Raw genomic sequence first — 18,938 nt, forward strand, 5'->3', positions numbered from 1 at the left:
GATGCCCAAGTTCGCCTATGTGGGGGTCGACCTCGAGGGAGCGCGCGTCAAGGGGACGCAGAAGGCGCCCAGCCGCGGTGACGCGGAGATCGCCCTCTACGAGCGGGAGCTGCGCGACCTGCGGGTGACCGAGAAGCGGAGCTTCCTCCAGTACGAGATCTCCGGCCCGCGCATCAAGCGCGAGGAGGTCATGCACCTCTCGCGCCAGATTGCGGCGTTCCTGCGCGCGGGCCTGCCGATCCTCGAGGCCGTGCACACGATCGGCGCCGAGAGCGAGAACTCCTCGGTCCGCCGGATGATGAACGACATCGAGGACGGCCTGCGCAGCGGCGAGCGCTTCTCCGACTGCCTCGACCACTTCCCGAAGGTCTTCCCGCCGTTCTTCCGCGGCATCGTGCGGTCGGCCGAGCTGACCGGTGAGCTCGACTCGGTGCTCGCGCGACTCTCGCGCTACATCGAGCGCGACCTCGCCGCGCGCCGCAAGATCAAGTCGGCGCTGACCTACCCGCTCGTCGTGGCGGGCATGTCGGTGGTGACCGTGGTCGTCCTGGCCGTCTACGTGCTGCCGAAGTTCAAGGAGTTCTTCTCTGACCTCGACGCGGAGCTGCCGCTGCCGACGCGGATGCTCATGGGCCTCACCGACTTCATGGGCAACTGGTGGTGGGCGGTGCTCGGGGGCATCGCCGCGGTGGTGCTGCTCGTCTTCGTCGTGACGCGCTTCCAGCGCGGCAAGTACCTCCGTGACAGCCTGCTCCTGAAGGTCCCGGTCCTGGGCGAGGCGATCCAGTACGCCTTGGTCGAGCGGTTCTGCCGCGTGCTGGCGTCGATGGTCTCCGCCGGCGTCAACCTCACCGAGGCCCTCGAGGTCACCACCGAGGCGCTGCGCAACCGGGTCTTCATCCGGCGGCTCAACGAGGTCACCGAGCAGATGCTCGAGGGTCAGGGTGTCGCGGGACCACTGGCGCGCACGCGCCTCTTCCCCGGTACGGCGACGTCGATGCTGCGCGTCGGTGAGGACACCGGCTCCCTTGACACCCAGCTCGAGGTGACGGCGGAGTACTACGAGGCTGAGCTCGACTACAAGATCGCGAAGCTGACCGCTCTCTTCGAGCCCGCCGTCATCATCTTCATGGGCCTCATCGTGGGCTTCGTCGCCGTCGCGCTCGTCTCGGCGATGTACGGCATCTTCGGCCAGGTCGACGTCTGATGCGGTCGTCCCCGCCGCGCCGCCGGCGTCCTGGCTGCGATCAGGGAGACACCCTGATCGAGCTGCTCTGCGCCGTCGTCATCCTCGGCATCGCCGGCGTCGCGATCATGGCCGGCTTCTCATTCCTGGTGAAGTCGTCCGACCTCGGGCGCAAGCAGGCGACTGGACAGGCCTACGTCAGGAGCCTGGCGGAGGCGATCCAGCGGTCGATCGACACCACCGGTGGATACAAGCCCTGTGCGGCGGCGGGAGCGTACGTCACGGCCGCGACCAAGGGCGCTGCCGGGATCCCGAGCAAGTACACGATCGTCACGCAGTCAGCCGCCCAGTCATGGAACGGTGCTGCGTGGGGCGCGTGCAGCACGGACCGAGGGGCCCAACGGGTCGAGCTGACCGTCGGGATCGGGGGAGTGGCCGGCCACGCCGCCTCGGAGAAGATGACCGTGATCCTGCGCCAGCCCTGCAGCGGTACGCCGGGGGCGACGGCATGCTGACGTGGATCCGGCGGGTGCGCCGCGTTCGCTCCGATGACGGCTTCACGCTCGTCGAGCTCCTGGTGACCATCTCGATGCTCACCATCGTGATGATCACCCTCACCGCGATGGTCTTCGAGTTCATGCGGCAGACCAACGAGACGACCACCCGGATGAACGAGTCCTCGGACCAGCAGTTCGTGTCGGCGTACTGGCAGCAGGACGTGAGCAGCCTCGGCATCCACGGCTTCGTCTCGGGGGACCTGAACCCCCTCCCTGCAGAGCAGTCCGTCTGGACGAACAGCGGCGCCGGCGGCTGCACGGCGGCCAACCCGGTCGTGACGATCGGCTGGAACGACTACCAGACGGGAAGCCCCACCGACGTGCTCGCTGCTTGGAGCGGGGCCTCGCGCAAGTACGCCGTCTACTACGCGACGACCGCGGGTGGCCAGACGATCCTGCACCGCAAGCGCTGCGGCGGCAGCAGCACGGACATCGTCGTCGCCCGCTTCCTCACCGAGATTCCGACGGTCGCCTGCGCTGACAGTGCCGGCGCGTCGGTGAGCTGCGCGTCGACGAGCCCGCTTCCCGCATCCGTGTCGATCACGCTGAAGGTCCAGGACAAGGGACAGCAGGTCCACAACTCCACCGGCTACACCACCGTCTTGACCGCTGAGAGGAGGCAGGGATGATCCGTCGCCTTCGACTCCTGCGTGCAATGAGGAAATCCGACGACGGGGCGATGCTGATCTTCGCCCTGATCGTGGTCACCACGGTCGCGCTCGTCACCGGCGCGCTGCTGACCACCAGCGGCGCGAAGTTCGCCGCGACTGTGCAGTTGCGGAAGGTCGCCGGCGCCGGGTACGCCGCGGATGCAGCCGCCAAGGTCGCGATCAGCGACTTGCAGTACGGCAGTGGGCTGGGGACCAAGCCTGCCGGCCCCGACGTCTCCCTCCCGACGGACTTCATCAGCGCCTCCCGCCCGTCCTGGGTCTTCGACAACAACGTCGACCAGACCGGGTGCTTCGGCGCGACCGGCACGGCCGACCACCCGATTCCCCGGACCACCGTCACCCTCCCTGGCTTCTACAAGGACAACCAGAGCGGCCTGACGCAGACGGCCACCGTCACCTGCGCACCCGTTGTCGGCACGGGCGTCTTCGACTCCGGCCCGGCGAACCCGATCGCGGGCGGTGCCCCGAACGGCGGTTCGGGTGGCGGCGGCGCGGGACGAGCGGTCACCATCCTCGGCAGCACCACGCCTGCCCTCGACCTGAAGGTGCTCGGCAGCGGCAACAGCAACCAGTTCGCGATCCACGGCGACATCGCCGTGCAGGGCCAGCTCGCCATCAACAACGGAAACCTCTACACCAACGGCGCCGTCGTCGCCGGCTCGTGCAACAGCGTCGCTTCGGTCATCGCGGACAGCGGCAAGAACTGCTCCTCGGCTGCCGCCGTCGGCGACCCCCACGCGAGCCGCACGCCGAACGCGATCCCGACGGACAGCAACGGCAACTGGCGGCTCGGCACCTGGTCCGGGTGCACGTTCCAGCCGGGGTACTACGACGATGCGGTGGCCCTGACGGCGGCGACCGCGGGCTGCGCGCCCGCCGTCTTCACCCCGGGCACCTACTACTTCGACTTCCACAACAACGTGCAGGACCCGACCAGGGGTCAGAGCACGATGTCGACCACTGGTGGCGACGTGTGGAAGGTGAACGGGTCCCTGGTCGGAGGTGTGTCGACCGGAGGTCCGGTCCCGGGATCGTGCGTGAACCCGATTGACTCACCGAGCGCGAACGGTGTCCAGTTCATCTTCGGTGGCGACAGCCAGATGGTGCCGAACGGTGGGTCGATCGAAATCTGCGCCTCGTCGAACGCCACGCAGGCACCGATCGCCGTCTTCGGCCTCGACGGCAGTACGGCGGAGCGGGGCAAGGTCTCCTCGGGGTACGCCACGCCCGCCTCGACCCCGACGATGGTGCCCGGCACGGCGACGACCACGAAGCGGAGCAACGGCGGAAGCCAGGTCGACGACTGGACCGCGACGCCGAGCGGGAGCCTGGTCGCTGCTCTCGGTGCAAGTGGCGGTGCGCAGGCGACGTACAGCGACGGCAATGCGAACTCGGCGAACTCGCCCAACCCGCCGACCCTGACGATGGGCGGATTCACGCTGCCGGCGGGGACGATCCCTCCGGGCTCGAACATCCAGTCCGCGACTCTGAAGGTGAAGCACGACGAGAGGGTGACCGGCAACGGCAGCTCGATCGCTCCGAGTCTCAAGGTCACGCTCGGCTCGAGCAACCAGAGCTTCACGACCACGTCTGGCATCACGGCAGGCACGGCGTCGCACGCTGACTCGCTCGACCTCACGGCGCTGCTGGCCGACGCCGTCCACAGCGGGAGCACGTTCTCGAACCTGTCGGTGGCGTTCAGCGAAGCCGCCAAGGGCAATGCGACCGCGAACGTCGACGCCGTCTCCCTGGTGATCACCTACTTCACCCCGAAGCTGCGCGGCGAGACCTCCCTCGCCATCCCGGGCAACTGCGTCGAGAGCCTGACCTGCAACGTCATCGACGACGGCAACGGCTCGAACTTCAAGGGCGAGTTCGTGGTCCAGGGCGTGACCTACCTTCCGGGTGCGGGCCTCAACCTGGCCCTCGGAAACCAGACCGGGACGGTGTCGCTGCGCTGGGGGCTGGTCGCGATGTACGCCCACATGGACAGCAGGAACTCGTTCCCGTTCGCCTACCCGGTCGTGTCGATCCCCAACCAGGGCCCGGCCTTCGGACGCGCCAACACGGCAGTCGACCTCAAGGTCTTCCTCTGCTCCGGATCAGGGCCCTGCTCGACCACGGGCACACCTGCGCTGACGTCGCGCGTCATGCTGACTGATCCGGTGGACAGCGTGACGGGCTTGCTCGCGCCGAAACCGGGGGAGCGCAAGGTGCAGGTCCTGAGCTGGTCGGAGCAGAAGTGAGCGCAGTGCCTCCAGTCGCATCGGCCACCATCGCCGGAGTCCTCGGGCTCCTCATCGGGTCCTTCCTCAACGTGGTCGTCCACCGCGTGCCGCGGGGTGAGTCGGTGGTCCGTCCGCCGAGCGCCTGCCCGTCGTGCGGCCACGAGATCCGGGCGCGCGACAACGTGCCGGTCCTCGGCTGGCTGCTGCTGCGGGGCCGGTGCCGTGACTGCTCGGCGCCGATCAGCGCGCGCTACCCGCTCGTCGAGCTCGGCACGGGGCTGCTCTTCGCGGTCGTGGCACTGCGGCTGGCCGACCGCCCGGCCCTGCTGCCGGCGTACCTCGCCTTCGCCGCGGGCGGCGTCGCGCTCTCGCTCATCGACCTCGACGTACGCCGCCTGCCGGACGTCATCGTCCTCCCGCTGTACGTCGTGCTGCCGGTGCTGCTGGCGGCCGACGGGGATCCCGCCTCGCTGGTGCGCGCGGTGACCGGGGGAGCGGTGCTGGGCGCGGTCTACCTGGCGATCGCCTTCGCGGCGCCCGGCGCGATGGGCTGGGGTGACGTGAAGCTCGCCGCCCCGGTGGGCGCGATGATGGCGTACCTGTCCTGGGGGACCCTGCTGACCGGAGCGTTCGGTGCCTTCCTGCTCGGGGCCGTGGTCGGCGTGCTGCTCATCGTGGGGCGTGGCGCAGGACGCCGGACCGCGGTGCCGTTCGGGCCGTTCATGCTGCTCGGTGCGGTCTGCGCGATCCTCGGCGCCGGCGGCCTCGGCGACGCCTACCTGAGTGCCCTCTCCTGAGCGCTGCCGCCGCGGCACTACGCTCCGGGCATGCGTTACTTCGGAGCCGGTTTCGGGCTCGTCCTCCTGGTGCTCGGTGCGGTCATCACCGCGATCGGCCTCGGTGCCTTCGGCGACCCGGCGACGGGGCGAGCTGGTACGCCATGGTCGGTCCGGCCACCGCGGGGCTCGGTGTCGCGCTGGCGTGGGTCACGCTGGTCCCGAAGCGTCGCTGACGGCATGGAACGGGGCCTCACGGGCACCGGGGTGCGAACACCCCGTGCTCGAAAGGAGCCCTCATGTCCCTCGGTGACAGCCTCTTCTCCCTCGTCTCGTCGGCCACCCGCCGGGCCGCGCGTGCCGTCGATGCCGTCGCGGTCCCCGGAGTGGTGAAGGGCGCGGTCCGCGGCGTTGCTCGGGCCGTGACCGGAGACGACGACCACGACGCCCGCGACGCCCAGGAGGCCCGCGCCGGCGCCTGGTCCGCCCCCGCCACCGACCCCGTGCCCAGGCCCGAGCCGGCTCCGCTCCGCGAGAGCGTCGCTCACGAGCCGACCGCCTCGTCGCGTGCCGAGGCCCACGGTGGCCCCGCCGGTCGCCATGCCGACGACTGGACCGACGAGCTGGTCGACGACGAGCCCGCGCCGGAGCCCGAGCCGTCCGACGAGCCCCTGATCACGCCCGGTGCCGCGCGGGCGCTGCGCAAGGAGGCAGAGGTCATGCAACGCGGTGCCAAGCCGCGGTCCTGAGTCCTAGACTCGCCGAATGCGACGGCGCGGAGCACACGGCGGACACCGCCGTGCTCCCGTCGTCCGCCGACGGCGCGCGTCGCGACCGGTCCTGCTCGCCGGGCTGGTGGTCGTCCACCTGGGCCTGATCGGGGGGCTGCCCCTCGCCCTGCAGTCCGGCCCGTCGTCGGCGTCGCCCGACCCGCTCGTCGAGTCGGCGGCGGCCGCTGACGTCCGTGGCGGCGAGCTCCCGGCGCCCGGCGTACGCCCGGTCATCGCCGCTGCCGCCCCGGTCGTGCCGCTCCGCGCCTCCGGCACGTACGCCGTCGCAGCGGCGCCCACCGCGGACGTCCCGGCCGGCGCCGTGACCTACCGCGTCGAGGTCGAGCGGGGGCTGCCCTTCGGCGCGGTTGACTTCGCCCGCGCCGTCGACCGCACGCTCGCCGACCCGCGCAGCTGGCCCGCGCGCACGGGGCGGCCGATGGTCCGGGTGGAGGGCGACGCGGACCTCCGCGTGGTGCTCGCCTCCCCGCGCACGACCGACCGGCTCTGCGCGCCGCTGAGCACCAGGGGCAAGGTCTCGTGCCGCAACGGCGACGACGTGGTCATCAACGCCTGGCGCTGGGCCAACGGCGCGGCGAGCTACGACGGTGACCTCGCGGCGTACCGGCTGTACGTGGTCAACCACGAGGTCGGCCACGGCCTGGGTCACGGTCACCTGCCTTGCACGGGCAAGGGCGATCCCGCCCCCGTGATGCTGCAGCAGACGCTCGGGCTGCACGGCTGCGTCGCCAACCCGTGGCCCACCGGTGCCGACCTCCGGGCAGGTCACGGGGCCCACACGGAATAGAAGCGCGCGCCCGACGGGTTGGGGAGTCGTTGTCACATCACTCATCCGACGGGAGCCGTCATGACCGCCGAAGCACCGATCCTCCCCGACTGCCCGTCGCTGGCGGTCCGCACCCGCGTCCGGGTGCCGCTGCGGTTCCCCGACGGCTACGAGACCGTGGCCGACGTCTTCACCTTCACCGGCCTCGCCGACGGCAAGGAGCACCTCGCCCTGGGCCTCGGCGACTGGGAGCACGCCGACGTGCCGCTCGTGCGGCCGCACTCGGAGTGCCTCACCGGTGACGTCTTCGGGTCCCAGCGCTGCGACTGCGGCCCGCAGCTGCGCGAGGCGGTCGAGCGGATCACCGGGGCCGGCGGCTTCCTGCTCTACCTGCGCCAGGAGGGCCGTGGCATCGGCCTCTACGCCAAGCTCGACGCCTACGCGCTCCAGGACCAGGGCCTCGACACCTATGAAGCCAACCGGGCCCTCGGCCGTGGCGAGGACGAGCGCGACTACACCGCGGCCGCGCAGATGCTGCGGGCGCTCGGCCACCGCCGGATCCGGCTGCTGAGCAACAACCCCGACAAGGCGGTCCAGCTCGACGCCTACGGCATCACCGTCGAGGCGCAGGTGCCCACCGGCGTGCACCTGTCGGGGGCCAACGAGCGCTACCTGGTCGCCAAGCGCGACCACACCGCGCACACGCTGGACCTCGGCCTCCTCGGCTGACCCGCGGCGGCGTCAGACGACGGCGCTCCCGGCTGCCGGCTGCGCGAGCGCGGTGATCTCTGCGGCGACCTCGAGCGTCCGCTCGTACGGCAGCATGTGGCCCGCGCCCTTGTAGACCGTGAGGGTCGCGTGGGGGAGCGCGGTCGCGAGCGCGTGCGAGTGGGCGACCGGCGTCAGCAGGTCGTGGGTGCCGCCGAGGATGGCGACGCGCGTGTCGGCGAGCGACGGCAGCGCGTGGCTCAGGTCGCGTCCCGTGAGTGCCAGGGCCAGCGCGGCGACGGTCGGCGGGTGGCTGCGCGCGACCTGTGCCGCCGTACGCCGGCGGTTGCTCGACGTCGCGGCACCGGGGCCGAAGAGCCCGACGTGCAGCGCCGGAGCGAGCACCGCGGGGACGCGGGTCACGCGCCGCAGCGGGACCAGCCCGGCGGGGCCGAGCACCGACGGCAGTGCGCGCATCACGAGGCGGGTGACGGCCAGGGGCAGGCCGAGGATGTCGCTGCCGATGTCGTTGCCGGACGTGGCGACCAGTGCGATGCCGTCGACGCGCTGCATCAGGTCGGGGTGGCGGTGCGCGAACTCGAGCAGGACCGGCCCGCCGAGCGAGTGGCCCGCGAGGACGAGACGTCCCGTGGGGGCGGTCGCCGCGATCACCTCGGCCAGGTCGTCAGCCAGCTGGTCGAGGCTGGCCGAGCCGCGGGGCCCGGAGTCGGAGCGACCGTGGCCGCGCGCGTCGTACCGGACCACCCGGAGGGTGCGTGCGAGCAACGGGGTGACGTCGTCCCACGTGGTGTGGTCCTGCGTCCAGCCGTGGTGGAGGACGACGGTGGCGGGCGCGTCAGCGGGGCCGATGGTCCGTACGGCGACGACGGTGCCGTCCGCGAGGGCGACGGCGGACATGCCGGGGGCGCGGCCGTTGCGTCCGGCCAGGGCGGTCTGGGTCATGCGCGCATGATGACATGGACAGGCTGTCCAAGGATCAGAGTGTGGCGAGCGTGACTCTCCGGCGAGTCCTCCGCCGTCAGGAGCCGTCGGCGAGCGCCTCCAGCTTCGCGACGTACGCCGCCCAGTCGGTGTCCGGGATGTTCGTCGCCTCCGTGCGCAGGCCGACCGCGCCGTCGGCCTGCTCGCGCAGGATGTCGGCGTGCCCGCAGTGGCGGGTGAGGTCGGACAGCACGTGCACGATCACCTGGCCCAGCGTCACGTCGGCACGCTCGGGCGGCCACCAGGGCACGCGCCCGGGAGCATCGAGCGGCAGCTCCTCGATGGTCGCGTCGGCGGCGCTCCAGACGCGGCGGTAGAGGTCGATGACGCCGGCCGGGTCCTCCTCCGCGGTGGCGTAGAAGTCGGCCTGGGGATCGTCGTCGAACGCCGCGTCAGGCACCAGCTCCTCCGGCGCCGGGCAGGCGCGGCCGAACGTGGCGCAGAAGTAGCCGGCCTCGACGTTCGCCATGTGCTTGACGAGGCCGAGGAGGTTGGTGCCGGTCGGGGTCCGGGGGAGTCGCAGGTCGCGTTCGTCGAGCCCCTCGAGCTTCCAGAGGAGTGCCTCGCGGCTCGCCTGAAGGTACCGGTGCAGGACGGCCTTGAGGTCGCTCATGCTGTCCACTGTGCACGCGAGGTGGTGAGCCGGGCCGAAGGGGACCCGGCTCACCACCGACACGCATCAGGACCAGGCGTGCACGTAGTCGACCGTCATGGTCGCGGGGATCGGGGTGTCGTCGACGAGGGTGTTGCCCTCCTGCGATCCCAGTCCCTGGGTCAGCGCCATGATGTACCGCTTCTTGAACGCGTCGTTGCCGGAGGTGTTGACGACGCACGACTTGCCGTTGACGAAGACCTCGACCCGGTCGGGCGTCCACTCCAGGGTGTAGGTGTTGAACTCCCCGCGGTGGCCGGTGCAGCTCCAGCTGGTGTTGGTGTTCGCGCCGGTGAGGATGCCGTTGACCGTGTCCAGGGCGGTGTGCAGGTAGGGCACGACCAGGTCCGCGAACTTCGAGTACGTCTCCGCGATGTCGATCTCGCCGTTCGCGGGCCAGGTGCCCTGGCCCTCCGGGTAGCGGTCGTCGGGCCAGAGCCAGAAGGCCTCGTGCAGGCCGGGGAGCGTCGTGGCCGTCGTCTTGACGCGTGCCTCGAAGCGGCCGTACTGCTGCGACCACGTGTGGGAGGTCGTCACCATTCCCGCGGTGTACGCCATCACGGCACCGCCCTGGCCGGCGCACGGCTGCGGGTCGCCCTTGAGGACGGTCAGGTGCAGGGCGCCGTCGCCGACGTTGATGTTCTGCGGTGAGTCGACGTAGCACGCCTGGTGGGTGTCGTCCCCGGTGGCGAAGTTGGTCTGCACGCTCCACTTCGCGCGGTCGAGGGTGCTGCCGTCGAAGTCGTCGGCGAAGGTGCAGGTCCAGGCTGACCCGTCGGCCTTGGCGACCGTCGCGCCGCACGCCCCACCGTCGGGCTTCGGGGCGGTGTCGACCGACCAGACCGCCGTGGCCGTGCTCGCGAGCTGGGTGGCGCTCGGGCGGTAGCGCACCTTGACCGGGAGGTCGCCCCCGGCGCGGCTGCCCAGGGCGACGGTGACGCGGCCGTCCTTGAGCGTGTAGGTGCTCTGCGGGCGCCCCTCGACCCAGAGGTCGACCGGGTTTCCTGCGGTCTGGCCGTCCTTCACGGAGACGGCGATGGTCGCCGTGCCGTCGGGGCGGACGTCGAGGGTGGTCGTCGTCGGGACCTGGTCGGCGGTGACGACCGACCACGGCAGGCTCGCCTGGCTCGCGCCGCTGGTGGTGCTCGGGCGGTAGCGCACCGTGACCCGGTGGTCTCCGCCCGGCTGGGGACCGAGGTCGAACGTCGCCGTGCCGTTGGTGAGGGTGTAGGCGCGCTGCCAGGTCGAGTCGATCCACAGGTCGACGGGGTTCGCCAGGTTGACCGCGGTCGTGCCGGTCGCCGTCACCTTGATGGTGCCGGTCCCGTCAGCGTTCAGGTTGAGCGTGGTCGTGGTGGGGACCTGGACGGTGCCAGGTGCCGTCCACACCACCGAGGCCTGGCTCGCGGCGGTGAGGGTGCTGGCGCGGTAGCGGACGGTGATCCGGTGGTCGCCGAGCGCCTGGGTGCCGAGGTTCACCGCGGCCTGGCCGTTGGTGAGCGTGTAGGCGCGCTGCCAGGTGCTGTCGATCCACAGGTCGACGGGGTTGACCGGAGTGGCGCCGCTGGCCGTGACCGTGACGGTGCCCGTGCCGTCGGCGTTCAGCTTGAGCGCGGTGGTCGTCGGGACCTGCACGGTGCCGGGCGCCGTCCACACCAGCGAGACCTGGCTGGCCGCAGTGAGGGTGCTGGCGCGGTACCGGGCCGTGATGCGGTGGTCGCCGACGCTCTGGGTGCCGACGTTCACGGCGGCCTGCCCGTTGGTGAGGGTGTAGGCGCGCTGCCAGGTCGAGTCGATCCAGAAGTCGACCGGGTTCGTGGGCGCGGCGCCGAGGGACGTGACGGTGATGGTGCCCGTGCCGTCGGCGTTGAGCTTGAGCGCGGTGGTGGTCGGTGCCTGGACCGTGCCCGGCGCCGTCCAGGTCACGACGGCCTGACTGGCGCCGCTCGTGCTGCTGGCGCGGTAGCGGGCGACGACCTGGTGGTCGCCGAGCGGCTGGGTGCCGAGGGTCACCGCGGCCTGCCCGTTGGTGAGGGTGTAGGCGCGCTGCCAGGTCCCGTCGATCCAGAAGTCGACCGGATTGGTCGGCGTGGCGCCGTCGGCGGAGACGGTGATGGTGCCCGTGCCGTCGGCGTTGAGCTTGAGCGCGGTGGTGGTCGGGACCTGGACGGTGCCGGGCGCCGTCCACATCAGTGAGGCCTGGCTCGCGGCGTACGCCGTGGTGTTGCGGTAGCGCACGGTGATCCGGTGGTCGCCCAGCGGCTGGGTCCCGATGTCGATCTTCGCCGAGCCCCCGGGGACGGTGAAGGTCTGCTGCCAGGTCGAGTCGACCCAGAGGTCCACCGGGTTGACCGGCGACGATCCGTCGGCGACGGTCACGCGGACGGTGCCCGTGCCGTCGGCGTTCATCGTCAGCGTGGTGGTCGTCGCCACCGGGGCGACCGCGTCCGCGGCTGCTGCCCCTCCCGGCGCGAGCGCGGTGAACAGCAGCAGCCCTCCTGCCACCACTGCACCACTGATCGTCCGCATGCGGGCGCGCACATACCCCATCGTCTACTCCCTCCCAGAAGTTCCCCCTGGTCGAGCGTAGGTCGAAGTGGCGTGAATCACATCGTCACTTCCGGTGGCACGGCCTGGTCCAAATGGACTAGACCGATCGCCGTATCCCTGTCGTCGTGTGCCTGACAATGCCGAACGGCGGCCCGGGTGACCCGGACCGCCGTACGACGAAGGAGAAGTGTCAGCCCTGACCGGCGTCGAGCATGCCCTCGCGCGTCGGGACCTTCACGCGGAGGCGCTCCTGGGCCTCGCCCAGCGCGATCTCGTGCTCGTTGAGCTTGAGCCAGTGCTCGTGGGTGAAGACGTTGGCGCCACGCTCGGCGAAGAACGCGTCGACGGCCTCGTCGGAGCGCTGGGGCGCGCTCGCCGTGGTGTTCTCCAGGAGGTGGCCGACCGTCTCGGCGGCGTCGGACTTGGTGTGGCCGATGAGGCCGACCGGGCCGCGCTTGATCCAGCCGGTCGTGTAGAGACCGGGGATGTGGTTGCCGTCCATGTCGAGGACCTTGCCGCCGTCGTTGGGGATGACCGCCTTGCGCTCGTCCCACGGGAGGCCGGGGAGCGGGTCGGACTTGTAGCCGATCGCGCGGTAGACCTGCTGCACCTCCCACTCGGTGATCTCGCCCGTGCCCTCGACGTTGCCGTCGGCGTTGGGGGAGTGCGTGCGCTCGGTCCTGAACGCCGTGACCTTGCCGTTCTCGTCGGCGACGATCTCGGCGGGCGACTCGCAGAAGTGCAGGTGGATCCGGTGCGGCTTGCCGACCGGGTCGCGGCCCACCCAGTTGGCGAGGGTGTCGAGCACCATCTTCTGCGACTTGTGCTTGCCGATGTGCTCCATGCCGTGCTCGTCGACGTCGAAGCCCTCGGGGTGGACGATCACCTCGACGTTGGGCGAGTGGTTGAGCTCGCGCAGCTCGAGCGGCGAGAACTTCGCGTACGCCGGACCGCGGCGGGCGAAGACGTGCACGTCGGTGACCTGCTTGGCCTTGAGGCCCTCGTAGACCTGGGCCGGGATGTCGGTCACGAGCATCTCGTCGGCGGTCTTGGCCAGCACGCGGGCGACGTCGAGCGCCACGTTGCCGACGCCGAGGACGGCGACGGAGGTGGCGCCCTCGAAGTCCCAGGTGGGGGCGTCGTCCGGGTGCGCGTCGTACCAGGAGACGAAGTCGGCGGCGCCGATCGAGTGCTCCTCGCCGGGGATGCCGAGGTCGCGGTCGGACTTCGCACCGGTCGAGAAGATGACCGCGTCGTAGAACTCCTGCAGCTCCTCGAGCTTCACGTCGACACCGAAGGTCACGTTGCCGAGGAAGCGGATCTCGGGCTTGTCGAGGACCCGGTCGAGCGCCTTGATGATCTCCTTGATGCGCGGGTGGTCCGGCGCGACGCCGTAGCGCACGAGGCCGAACGGCGCGGGGAGGCGCTCGATGATGTCGACGGCGACGTCGACGTCGGACTTGGTGAGGATGTCAGCGGCGTAGATGCCGGCCGGGCCGCCACCGACGACTGCAACACGAAGAGTCATGTCCCCAATTGTGGAGGAGAAGCAAGATCCACAGAACGAGGTTGTGGTTGTGTGGTCACAAGGATAGGTTGTGGGAGTGCTGAGCCCCCATGTGCCCGACCTGCGTGCCCTCGAGCTCCTCGTGGTTGTCGCACGCGCCGGTTCGCTGTCGTCCGCCGCCTCTGAACTGGGCATTTCCCAGCAGGCGGCTTCCTCGCGGCTGCGCACGATGGAGGCGATGGTGGGGGCGCCGCTGCTCGCCCGGACGCGACGAGGATCACACCTGACCCAGACCGGTGAGCTCGTCGTGCAGTGGTCGAGCCGGATCCTCGACGCCGCCGAGCAGCTCGACGCAGGCATCGCCGCGCTGCGCTCGGACCGTCGCGGCCACCTCGAGGTGGCCGCCAGCCTCACCATCGCCGAGTACCTCCTGCCCGGCTGGCTGGTCGCCGTCCGCACCCAGCAGGCGCGTGCCGGCATCCCGCCGACGCAGTTCACGATGACCGCCGCCAACAGCGAGCGGGTCGCGACCCTCGTGCGCTCCGGCGAGGTCGCGCTCGGCTTCGTGGAGGGTCCGGAGGCGCCCGAGGGGCTGCAGCGCCGCCTGGTCGCGGTCGATGAGCTGGTCGTGGTGGTCGCCGCGCGCCACCCGTGGGCGCAGCGTCCCGACCGCACGATCAGTGCCGCCATGCTCGCCGGCACCCGACTCGTCTCCCGTGAGGCGGGGTCGGGCACACGCGTCGTGCTCGAGCGCGCTCTCGGCGACCTGCGCACCGTGCCCCCGGCGTTCGAGATGGCCAGCACGGCGGCGGTGCGCTCCGCCGTCGCCGCCGGCGCCGGTCCCGCCGCCCTCAGCCGGTACGCCGTGCGCGACGACCTCGCGTCCGGCCGCCTGGTCGCCATCAAGGTCACTGACGTCGACCTGACCCGCCCGATGCACGCGGTCTGGGTGGGCGACCACGAGCCGCCGCCCGGCCCGGCCCGCGACCTCGTCAACTGGGCGGCTGCCCGGGGCGGCGCCGGCTGAGCCGCGCCCGGTCCGACTGATCTCCGGGTGAGTGGGTACGTCGCAGGTTCACGCCCACAGAGAGGAGAACATCACCATGACGACCATGGAGAAGAGTGTGACGGTCGACGTTCCCGTCCACGAGGTCTATGACCAGTGGACGCAGTTCGAGTCCTTCCCCAAGTTCATGGAGGGAGTCGAGGAGGTCCGTCAGCTCGATGACACCCACCTGCACTGGAAGGCGCAGATCGCCGGCGTCGAGCGCGAGTGGGACGCCGAGATCGTCGACCAGACGCCTGACGAGCGGATCACCTGGCGCGCCACGGGCGGTGCGAAGAACGACGGCACTGTGTCGTTCGCGCCGGTCGAGGGCGGGAAGTGCACGCGGGTGACCCTGCGCATGGACTTCGAGCCCGAGGGCTTCGCGGAGAAGGCCGGCGACATGCTCCACATCGTCCAGAGCCGCGTCGGTGGTGACCTCGACCGCTTCAAGGACTTCATCGAGCACGCCGGCAGCGCGACCGGTGGCTGGCGCGGCGAGGTGAAGCCCGGTGACGTCGACCGCGGTGGCCTCGGCAGCATGGGCACGACCGGCACGACCGGCACCACCGGCATGACCGGCACCACCGGTCCCGGCTCGCCCGGCAACGCCGGCTTCGAGGACATGAGCGGCCGCGGTCTCGACGACGGCACGATGCCGCCCGTGTGACCACCGGCTGGTCGGGTACCGGCCGTCCATGAGTGATTCAGGACAGCTGCAGCCCGACGAGACCCTCGTCGACCGGGGCGTCGACGACGTCCTCGACGAGGGGATCTCACCGCCCGAGAAGCCGCGAGGCGTGGAGGAGTTCGGCACCACGCCGTACGAGGAGGAGACGGGGGAGACCCTCGACCAGCGCGTTGCGCGCGAGGAGGACGACCCCGCCTCCCACGTGGCCTACGGCCTGGCGGAGGACGAGGTCGACGACGAACCCGAAGTCGATCCCGCCCCCGCCGGGTCGGTCGGCGACGAGCGGTCCGGCCGCCTCGTCGCTCCTGACGAGGGCCTCGGCGACGACACCGAGAAGGACGAGGTCGCGCGCGACGTCGGCATCGACGGTGGCGCCGCGAGCGCCGAGGAGGCCGCGATGCACGTCGTCAGCGACACCACGACGGAGGAGGGAAGCCCGGCGTCCGAGCCGCCGGACTGAGCAGATGAGGGACTTCCAGTCGCAGCGCGAGCTGCTCAAGTCGGTGGCGACCACGCTGAAGCGCGCGGGCATCCCCTTCGCCCTCGCCGGTGGGTACGCCGTGTGGTCGCGCGGTGGCCCGGAGAGCACGCACGACGTGGACTTCGTGATCCCGCCGTCGCGGATCGACGACGCCGTCCAGGCGCTCCACGCCGCCGGCCACGACCCGCACCCCAACTCCGAGGACTGGCTGATGAAGGTCTCCCTCGACGACATCGTCGTCGACCTGATCCACCGGCTCCCGATCGGCGACGTCGACGCGGCGCTGCTCGACCGCTGCCACGAGCGGAGCGTCGACTCCGTGCGGATGCCGGTCATGTGCGCGACCGACCTGCTGATGTGCCGGATGCTCGCCTTCACCGAGCACTCCTGCGACTTCGGGCCGGTGCTCGGCTTCGCCCGCGCCCTGCGTGAGCAGGTCGACTGGGAGGTCGTGCGGGAGCGCACGCAGCACAACCCGTTCGCCGCGGCGTTCCTGCAGCTGCTGGAGTCACTCGACGTGACGGACCGCCGCTCGCCGCGGGCCGGGGTCACCGGCAGCATCGACGGAGGAACCCATGAGCGCATCGCCTGACCCGGTCCGGATCGCGGCGGTCGGCGACGTCCACATGGGCCCCGACATCCGCGGCCGCTACCGCCCCGCCCTGGCCGCCCTGCCCGAGGAGGCGGACCTGCTGCTCGTCGCGGGCGACCTGACCCAGCACGGGCTCGTGGAGGAGGCCGAGGTCTTCGCCGAGGAGTTCTCCGACCTCGGTGTCCCCGTGATCACCGTCCTGGGCAACCACGACTACCACGCCGACCTGGAGCTCAAGATCCGCAAGGTCCTCAGCGACGCGGGCATCACGGTGCTCGAGGGGGAGGGCGTCGTCGTGCCCACCCCGGCCGGTGACGTGGGTGTCGCCGGCGCGAAGGGCTTCTGCCTCGGCTTCAGCGGCCGCCGGGCGTCGTACTTCGGCGAGCCGGAGATGAAGGCGTTCACCGGCCACGGCCAGCACAGCGCCGAGCTGCTCCGCAAGGCGTTCCAGGGGCTCGACGCGCCCGTGCGGGTCGGGCTGACCCACTTCTCCCCGGTGGTCGACACCCTCAGTGGCGAGCCGCCCGAGATCTGGGCCTTCCTGGGCAATTATCTGCTCGGCGACGCGATCGACGAGGCCGGCGCCGACCTGGCGATCCACGGACACGCGCACGCTGGCGTCGAGAAGGGTATCACCCCCGGCGGGGTGCCCGTCCGCAACGTCGCCCAGCCCGTCATCCGCACGGCGTACCGGGTGTACGACGTGGTCCCCGGAGGCACGCCATGAACGACGTCCAGCTCGCGCGCCGTCTGGAGCGCGCGCTCATCGACGACGAGCGGACCCATGAGATGGGTGTCCGGATCGTCGTGGCCGGCGGCCGCATCGTCGCCTCCGGGGAGGTCGCCAGCGAGGAACGCCGCCAGGCGGTGCTCGCCGTCATCTGCGAGGCCGACCCCGGCCTGCCCGTCTCCGACCAGCTGACGCTGGCCTCGCCGGACGCGCCGCCGCCGTCCGGTCACGAGCGGATCATCCCGCCCGAGCACTGAGCGGTGGGGTCCCGCGGTGTCACGCCGCTTCCGTGCGCGGCACCGCTCTGACCTGCAGAAGAGCGTCTTTCGACGTGCAAAACCTGTGACAGGCCCCACGCGATCCCAGCACTCGGCAACCCTGCCGGTGAGGCTGTGCGGTCGTTAGGATCAGGCCCGCTACGGGCCCGGAGCAGTGTTGCTCCTCGGGCCCGCATCCACAGCGAAACGGAGATCGCATGATCATCGGAGTTCTCAAGGAGGCCCAGGCGGGTGAGACGCGCGTTGCCGCGACTCCCGCCACCGTGGCACAGCTCCTGAAGCTCGGCTACGACGTCGTGGTCGAGTCCGGCGCGGGGGAGCTGTCGAGCTTCGCCGACGAGGCGTACGTCGAGGCGGGGGCGTCGATCGGCGACCCGCTGACCGGCGACATCGTCTTCGGCGTCAACGCCCCGACCCAGGAGCAGCGTGACGGCCTGAAGGCCGGCGCGACGCTGGTCGCCATTCTCAACGCCCGGCTCGACGCGGACCTCGTGGCGGACCTCGCCGCGCGGCCGATCACGGCGCTGGCGATGGAGACGGTGCCGCGCATCTCGCGTGCCCAGTCCCTCGACGTGCTCTCCTCGATGGCCAACATCGCCGGCTACCGCGCCGTCGTGGAGGCCTCCCACGCCTTCGGCCGCTTCTTCACCGGCCAGGTCACCGCCGCGGGCAAGGTCCCGCCGGCGAAGGTCCTCGTGGTGGGCGCCGGCGTCGCCGGCCTTGCCGCGATCGGTGCTGCCGGCTCGCTCGGCGCGATCGTGCGCGCGACGGACCCGCGCCCCGAGGTCGCCGACCAGGTGAAGTCCCTCGGTGGTGAGTACCTCTCCGTCTCCGACGACACCGAGGTCTCCACCACGGGCTACGCCAAGGAGATGGGTGACGACTACAAGGCCAAGGAGGCTGCCCTCTACGCGCAGCAGGCCGAGGACGTCGACATCATCATCACGACCGCGCTGATCCCGGGCCGCCCCGCGCCCCGCATCATCACCGCCGAGATGGTCGCCTCGATGAAGCCCGGCTCGGTCATCGTCGACATGGCCGCCCAGAACGGCGGCAACGTCGAGGGCACGGTCAAGGGCGAGAAGATCCTCACCGACAACGGCGTGACGATCATCGGCTACACCGACCTCGCGGGCCGCCTGCCCGCCCAGGCCTCGCAGCTCTACGGCCAGAACCTGGTCAACCTGATGAAGCTGATGACGCCGGGCAAGGACGGCCAGCTCGTCCTCGACTTCGAGGACGTCGTCCAGCGCGGCATCACCGTCGTCCGCGAGGGCGAGCTCACCTGGCCGCCGCCGGAGGTCGCCGTCTCGGCTGCCCCCGCCGCGGCTCCGGCTGCTGCCCCGGCCGAGAAGAAGGAGGCGAAGGCCCCGATGGCCGCCGGCCGCAAGGTCGGCCTGGTGCTGGGTGCCATCGCGCTCTTCTGGCTGCTCAACGCGCTCGCCCCGACCGACGAGCTGCGCCGGCACTTCACGGTGCTGATGCTCTCGATCGTCATCGGCTACTACGTCATCGGCAAGGTCGCCCACGCGCTCCACACGCCGCTGATGTCGGTCACCAACGCCATCTCCGGCGTCGTCGTCGTCGGCGCGCTGCTGACGGTGGCCTCGGGCGACACGACCGTGACCGTCCTGTCGGCCATCGCGATCCTGCTCGCGTCGATCAACGTCTTCGGCGGCTTCGCGGTCACGCGTCGCATGCTCCTGATGTTCAGCAAGGGGAACTGA

General features: G+C 71.1%; 19 protein-coding genes. 15 read left to right on the forward strand and 4 right to left on the reverse strand.

Going from position 1 to position 18,938, the window contains the following annotated elements; all coding sequences use genetic code 11:
- Position 1 precedes the first annotated feature (1 nt).
- The 8 genes from IEX47_RS02900 to IEX47_RS02935 all read left to right on the forward strand — a co-directional run bounded on the left by IEX47_RS02900 (position 2) and on the right by IEX47_RS02935 (position 7,704).
- A complete protein-coding gene (locus IEX47_RS02900) occupies positions 2 to 1,207 on the forward strand; it encodes a type II secretion system F family protein (protein ID WP_188782459.1) in 1,206 nt (401 codons plus the stop codon).
- The gene (locus IEX47_RS02905; protein WP_188782460.1) at positions 1,207 to 1,701 is read left to right on the forward strand and encodes a type II secretion system protein; all 495 of its coding nucleotides are present in this window, start codon (positions 1,207 to 1,209) and stop codon (positions 1,699 to 1,701) included. The genes IEX47_RS02900 and IEX47_RS02905 overlap by 1 nt, the downstream gene beginning before the upstream one ends.
- Complete coding sequence (locus tag IEX47_RS02910) at positions 1,695 to 2,372, forward strand: PulJ/GspJ family protein (RefSeq protein WP_188782461.1); 678 nt, start codon at positions 1,695 to 1,697, stop codon at positions 2,370 to 2,372. Before IEX47_RS02905 ends, IEX47_RS02910 begins: the two co-directional genes overlap by 7 nt.
- 26 nt (positions 2,373 to 2,398) lie before the next feature.
- The gene (locus IEX47_RS02915; protein ID WP_188782462.1) at positions 2,399 to 4,660 is read left to right on the forward strand and encodes a hypothetical protein; all 2,262 of its coding nucleotides are present in this window, start codon (positions 2,399 to 2,401) and stop codon (positions 4,658 to 4,660) included.
- Between the two features lie 5 nt (positions 4,661 to 4,665).
- Positions 4,666 to 5,439 (forward strand): prepilin peptidase, encoded by a 774-nt coding sequence (locus IEX47_RS02920; RefSeq protein ID WP_229662567.1) that lies wholly within the window; start codon positions 4,666 to 4,668, stop codon positions 5,437 to 5,439.
- A 278-nt stretch (positions 5,440 to 5,717) separates the two neighbouring features.
- Complete coding sequence (locus IEX47_RS02925; RefSeq protein ID WP_188782464.1) at positions 5,718 to 6,167, forward strand: hypothetical protein; 450 nt, start codon at positions 5,718 to 5,720, stop codon at positions 6,165 to 6,167.
- A 16-nt stretch (positions 6,168 to 6,183) separates the two neighbouring features.
- Positions 6,184 to 6,996: a DUF3152 domain-containing protein gene (locus tag IEX47_RS02930; RefSeq protein WP_188782465.1), complete on the forward strand. Its 813-nt coding sequence runs from the start codon at positions 6,184 to 6,186 to the stop codon at positions 6,994 to 6,996.
- Between the two features lie 60 nt (positions 6,997 to 7,056).
- Positions 7,057 to 7,704, forward strand: a complete 648-nt coding sequence (locus tag IEX47_RS02935) for a GTP cyclohydrolase II (protein ID WP_188782466.1) — start codon at positions 7,057 to 7,059, stop codon at positions 7,702 to 7,704.
- Between the two features lie 12 nt (positions 7,705 to 7,716).
- Here the strand turns inward: IEX47_RS02935 and IEX47_RS02940 are convergent, their stop codons facing one another.
- The 4 genes from IEX47_RS02940 to IEX47_RS02955 form a co-directional block, all read right to left on the reverse strand.
- Positions 7,717 to 8,646: an alpha/beta fold hydrolase gene (locus tag IEX47_RS02940; RefSeq protein WP_188782467.1), complete on the reverse strand. Its 930-nt coding sequence runs from the start codon at positions 8,644 to 8,646 to the stop codon at positions 7,717 to 7,719.
- A gap of 76 nt (positions 8,647 to 8,722) precedes the next feature.
- Positions 8,723 to 9,298, reverse strand: coding sequence for a DinB family protein (locus IEX47_RS02945; protein WP_229662568.1), 576 nt, complete (start codon positions 9,296 to 9,298; stop codon positions 8,723 to 8,725).
- A gap of 66 nt (positions 9,299 to 9,364) precedes the next feature.
- Positions 9,365 to 11,887, reverse strand: a complete 2,523-nt coding sequence (locus IEX47_RS02950) for a glycoside hydrolase family 16 protein (RefSeq protein ID WP_188782469.1) — start codon at positions 11,885 to 11,887, stop codon at positions 9,365 to 9,367.
- Between the two features lie 190 nt (positions 11,888 to 12,077).
- Positions 12,078 to 13,415, reverse strand: coding sequence for an FAD-dependent oxidoreductase (locus IEX47_RS02955; RefSeq protein ID WP_188782470.1), 1,338 nt, complete (start codon positions 13,413 to 13,415; stop codon positions 12,078 to 12,080).
- 76 nt (positions 13,416 to 13,491) lie between these two features.
- Between IEX47_RS02955 and IEX47_RS02960 the strand changes: the two genes are divergently transcribed.
- The 7 genes from IEX47_RS02960 (at position 13,492) to IEX47_RS02990 (ending at position 18,938) form a co-directional block, all read left to right on the forward strand.
- The gene (locus IEX47_RS02960) at positions 13,492 to 14,421 is read left to right on the forward strand and encodes a LysR family transcriptional regulator (RefSeq protein WP_188782471.1); all 930 of its coding nucleotides are present in this window, start codon (positions 13,492 to 13,494) and stop codon (positions 14,419 to 14,421) included.
- A gap of 85 nt (positions 14,422 to 14,506) precedes the next feature.
- On the forward strand, positions 14,507 to 15,109 hold the full coding sequence (locus tag IEX47_RS02965; protein ID WP_229662569.1) for an SRPBCC family protein: 603 nt from the start codon (positions 14,507 to 14,509) through the stop codon (positions 15,107 to 15,109).
- Between the two features lie 28 nt (positions 15,110 to 15,137).
- On the forward strand, positions 15,138 to 15,590 hold the full coding sequence (locus IEX47_RS02970) for a DUF5709 domain-containing protein (protein ID WP_188782473.1): 453 nt from the start codon (positions 15,138 to 15,140) through the stop codon (positions 15,588 to 15,590).
- 4 nt (positions 15,591 to 15,594) lie between these two features.
- Positions 15,595 to 16,203, forward strand: coding sequence for a nucleotidyltransferase family protein (locus IEX47_RS02975; RefSeq protein ID WP_188782474.1), 609 nt, complete (start codon positions 15,595 to 15,597; stop codon positions 16,201 to 16,203).
- On the forward strand, positions 16,187 to 16,930 hold the full coding sequence (locus IEX47_RS02980; RefSeq protein ID WP_188782475.1) for a metallophosphoesterase family protein: 744 nt from the start codon (positions 16,187 to 16,189) through the stop codon (positions 16,928 to 16,930). Before IEX47_RS02975 ends, IEX47_RS02980 begins: the two co-directional genes overlap by 17 nt.
- Positions 16,927 to 17,190, forward strand: a complete 264-nt coding sequence (locus IEX47_RS02985; protein ID WP_188782476.1) for a BON domain-containing protein — start codon at positions 16,927 to 16,929, stop codon at positions 17,188 to 17,190. The genes IEX47_RS02980 and IEX47_RS02985 overlap by 4 nt, the downstream gene beginning before the upstream one ends.
- Before the next feature lie 218 nt (positions 17,191 to 17,408).
- A complete protein-coding gene (locus IEX47_RS02990; RefSeq protein WP_188782477.1) occupies positions 17,409 to 18,938 on the forward strand; it encodes a Re/Si-specific NAD(P)(+) transhydrogenase subunit alpha in 1,530 nt (509 codons plus the stop codon).

The sequence above is a fragment of the Nocardioides phosphati genome (assembly GCF_014646375.1).
In the GTDB taxonomy this organism is placed as follows: domain Bacteria; phylum Actinomycetota; class Actinomycetes; order Propionibacteriales; family Nocardioidaceae; genus Nocardioides; species Nocardioides phosphati.

Bases quoted from the DNA above. Each gene is read 5' to 3' on its own strand.
- IEX47_RS02965 (WP_229662569.1), top strand. From the start codon at position 14,507: ATGGAGAAGAGTGTGACGGTCGACGTTCCCGTCCACGAGGTCTATGAC.
- IEX47_RS02930 (WP_188782465.1), top strand. From the start codon at position 6,184: ATGCGACGGCGCGGAGCACACGGCGGACACCGCCGTGCTCCCGTCGTC.
- IEX47_RS02900 (WP_188782459.1), top strand. From the start codon at position 2: ATGCCCAAGTTCGCCTATGTGGGGGTCGACCTCGAGGGAGCGCGCGTC.
- IEX47_RS02905 (WP_188782460.1), top strand. From the start codon at position 1,207: ATGCGGTCGTCCCCGCCGCGCCGCCGGCGTCCTGGCTGCGATCAGGGA.
- IEX47_RS02935 (WP_188782466.1), top strand. From the start codon at position 7,057: ATGACCGCCGAAGCACCGATCCTCCCCGACTGCCCGTCGCTGGCGGTC.
- IEX47_RS02910 (WP_188782461.1), top strand. From the start codon at position 1,695: ATGCTGACGTGGATCCGGCGGGTGCGCCGCGTTCGCTCCGATGACGGC.
- IEX47_RS02940 (WP_188782467.1), bottom strand. From the start codon at position 8,646: ATGACCCAGACCGCCCTGGCCGGACGCAACGGCCGCGCCCCCGGCATG.
- IEX47_RS02955 (WP_188782470.1), bottom strand. From the start codon at position 13,415: ATGACTCTTCGTGTTGCAGTCGTCGGTGGCGGCCCGGCCGGCATCTAC.
- IEX47_RS02970 (WP_188782473.1), top strand. From the start codon at position 15,138: ATGAGTGATTCAGGACAGCTGCAGCCCGACGAGACCCTCGTCGACCGG.
- IEX47_RS02985 (WP_188782476.1), top strand. From the start codon at position 16,927: ATGAACGACGTCCAGCTCGCGCGCCGTCTGGAGCGCGCGCTCATCGAC.
- IEX47_RS02975 (WP_188782474.1), top strand. From the start codon at position 15,595: ATGAGGGACTTCCAGTCGCAGCGCGAGCTGCTCAAGTCGGTGGCGACC.
- IEX47_RS02925 (WP_188782464.1), top strand. From the start codon at position 5,718: ATGTCCCTCGGTGACAGCCTCTTCTCCCTCGTCTCGTCGGCCACCCGC.
- IEX47_RS02915 (WP_188782462.1), top strand. From the start codon at position 2,399: ATGAGGAAATCCGACGACGGGGCGATGCTGATCTTCGCCCTGATCGTG.
- IEX47_RS02990 (WP_188782477.1), top strand. From the start codon at position 17,409: ATGATCATCGGAGTTCTCAAGGAGGCCCAGGCGGGTGAGACGCGCGTT.
- IEX47_RS02950 (WP_188782469.1), bottom strand. From the start codon at position 11,887: ATGGGGTATGTGCGCGCCCGCATGCGGACGATCAGTGGTGCAGTGGTG.
- IEX47_RS02980 (WP_188782475.1), top strand. From the start codon at position 16,187: ATGAGCGCATCGCCTGACCCGGTCCGGATCGCGGCGGTCGGCGACGTC.
- IEX47_RS02945 (WP_229662568.1), bottom strand. From the start codon at position 9,298: ATGAGCGACCTCAAGGCCGTCCTGCACCGGTACCTTCAGGCGAGCCGC.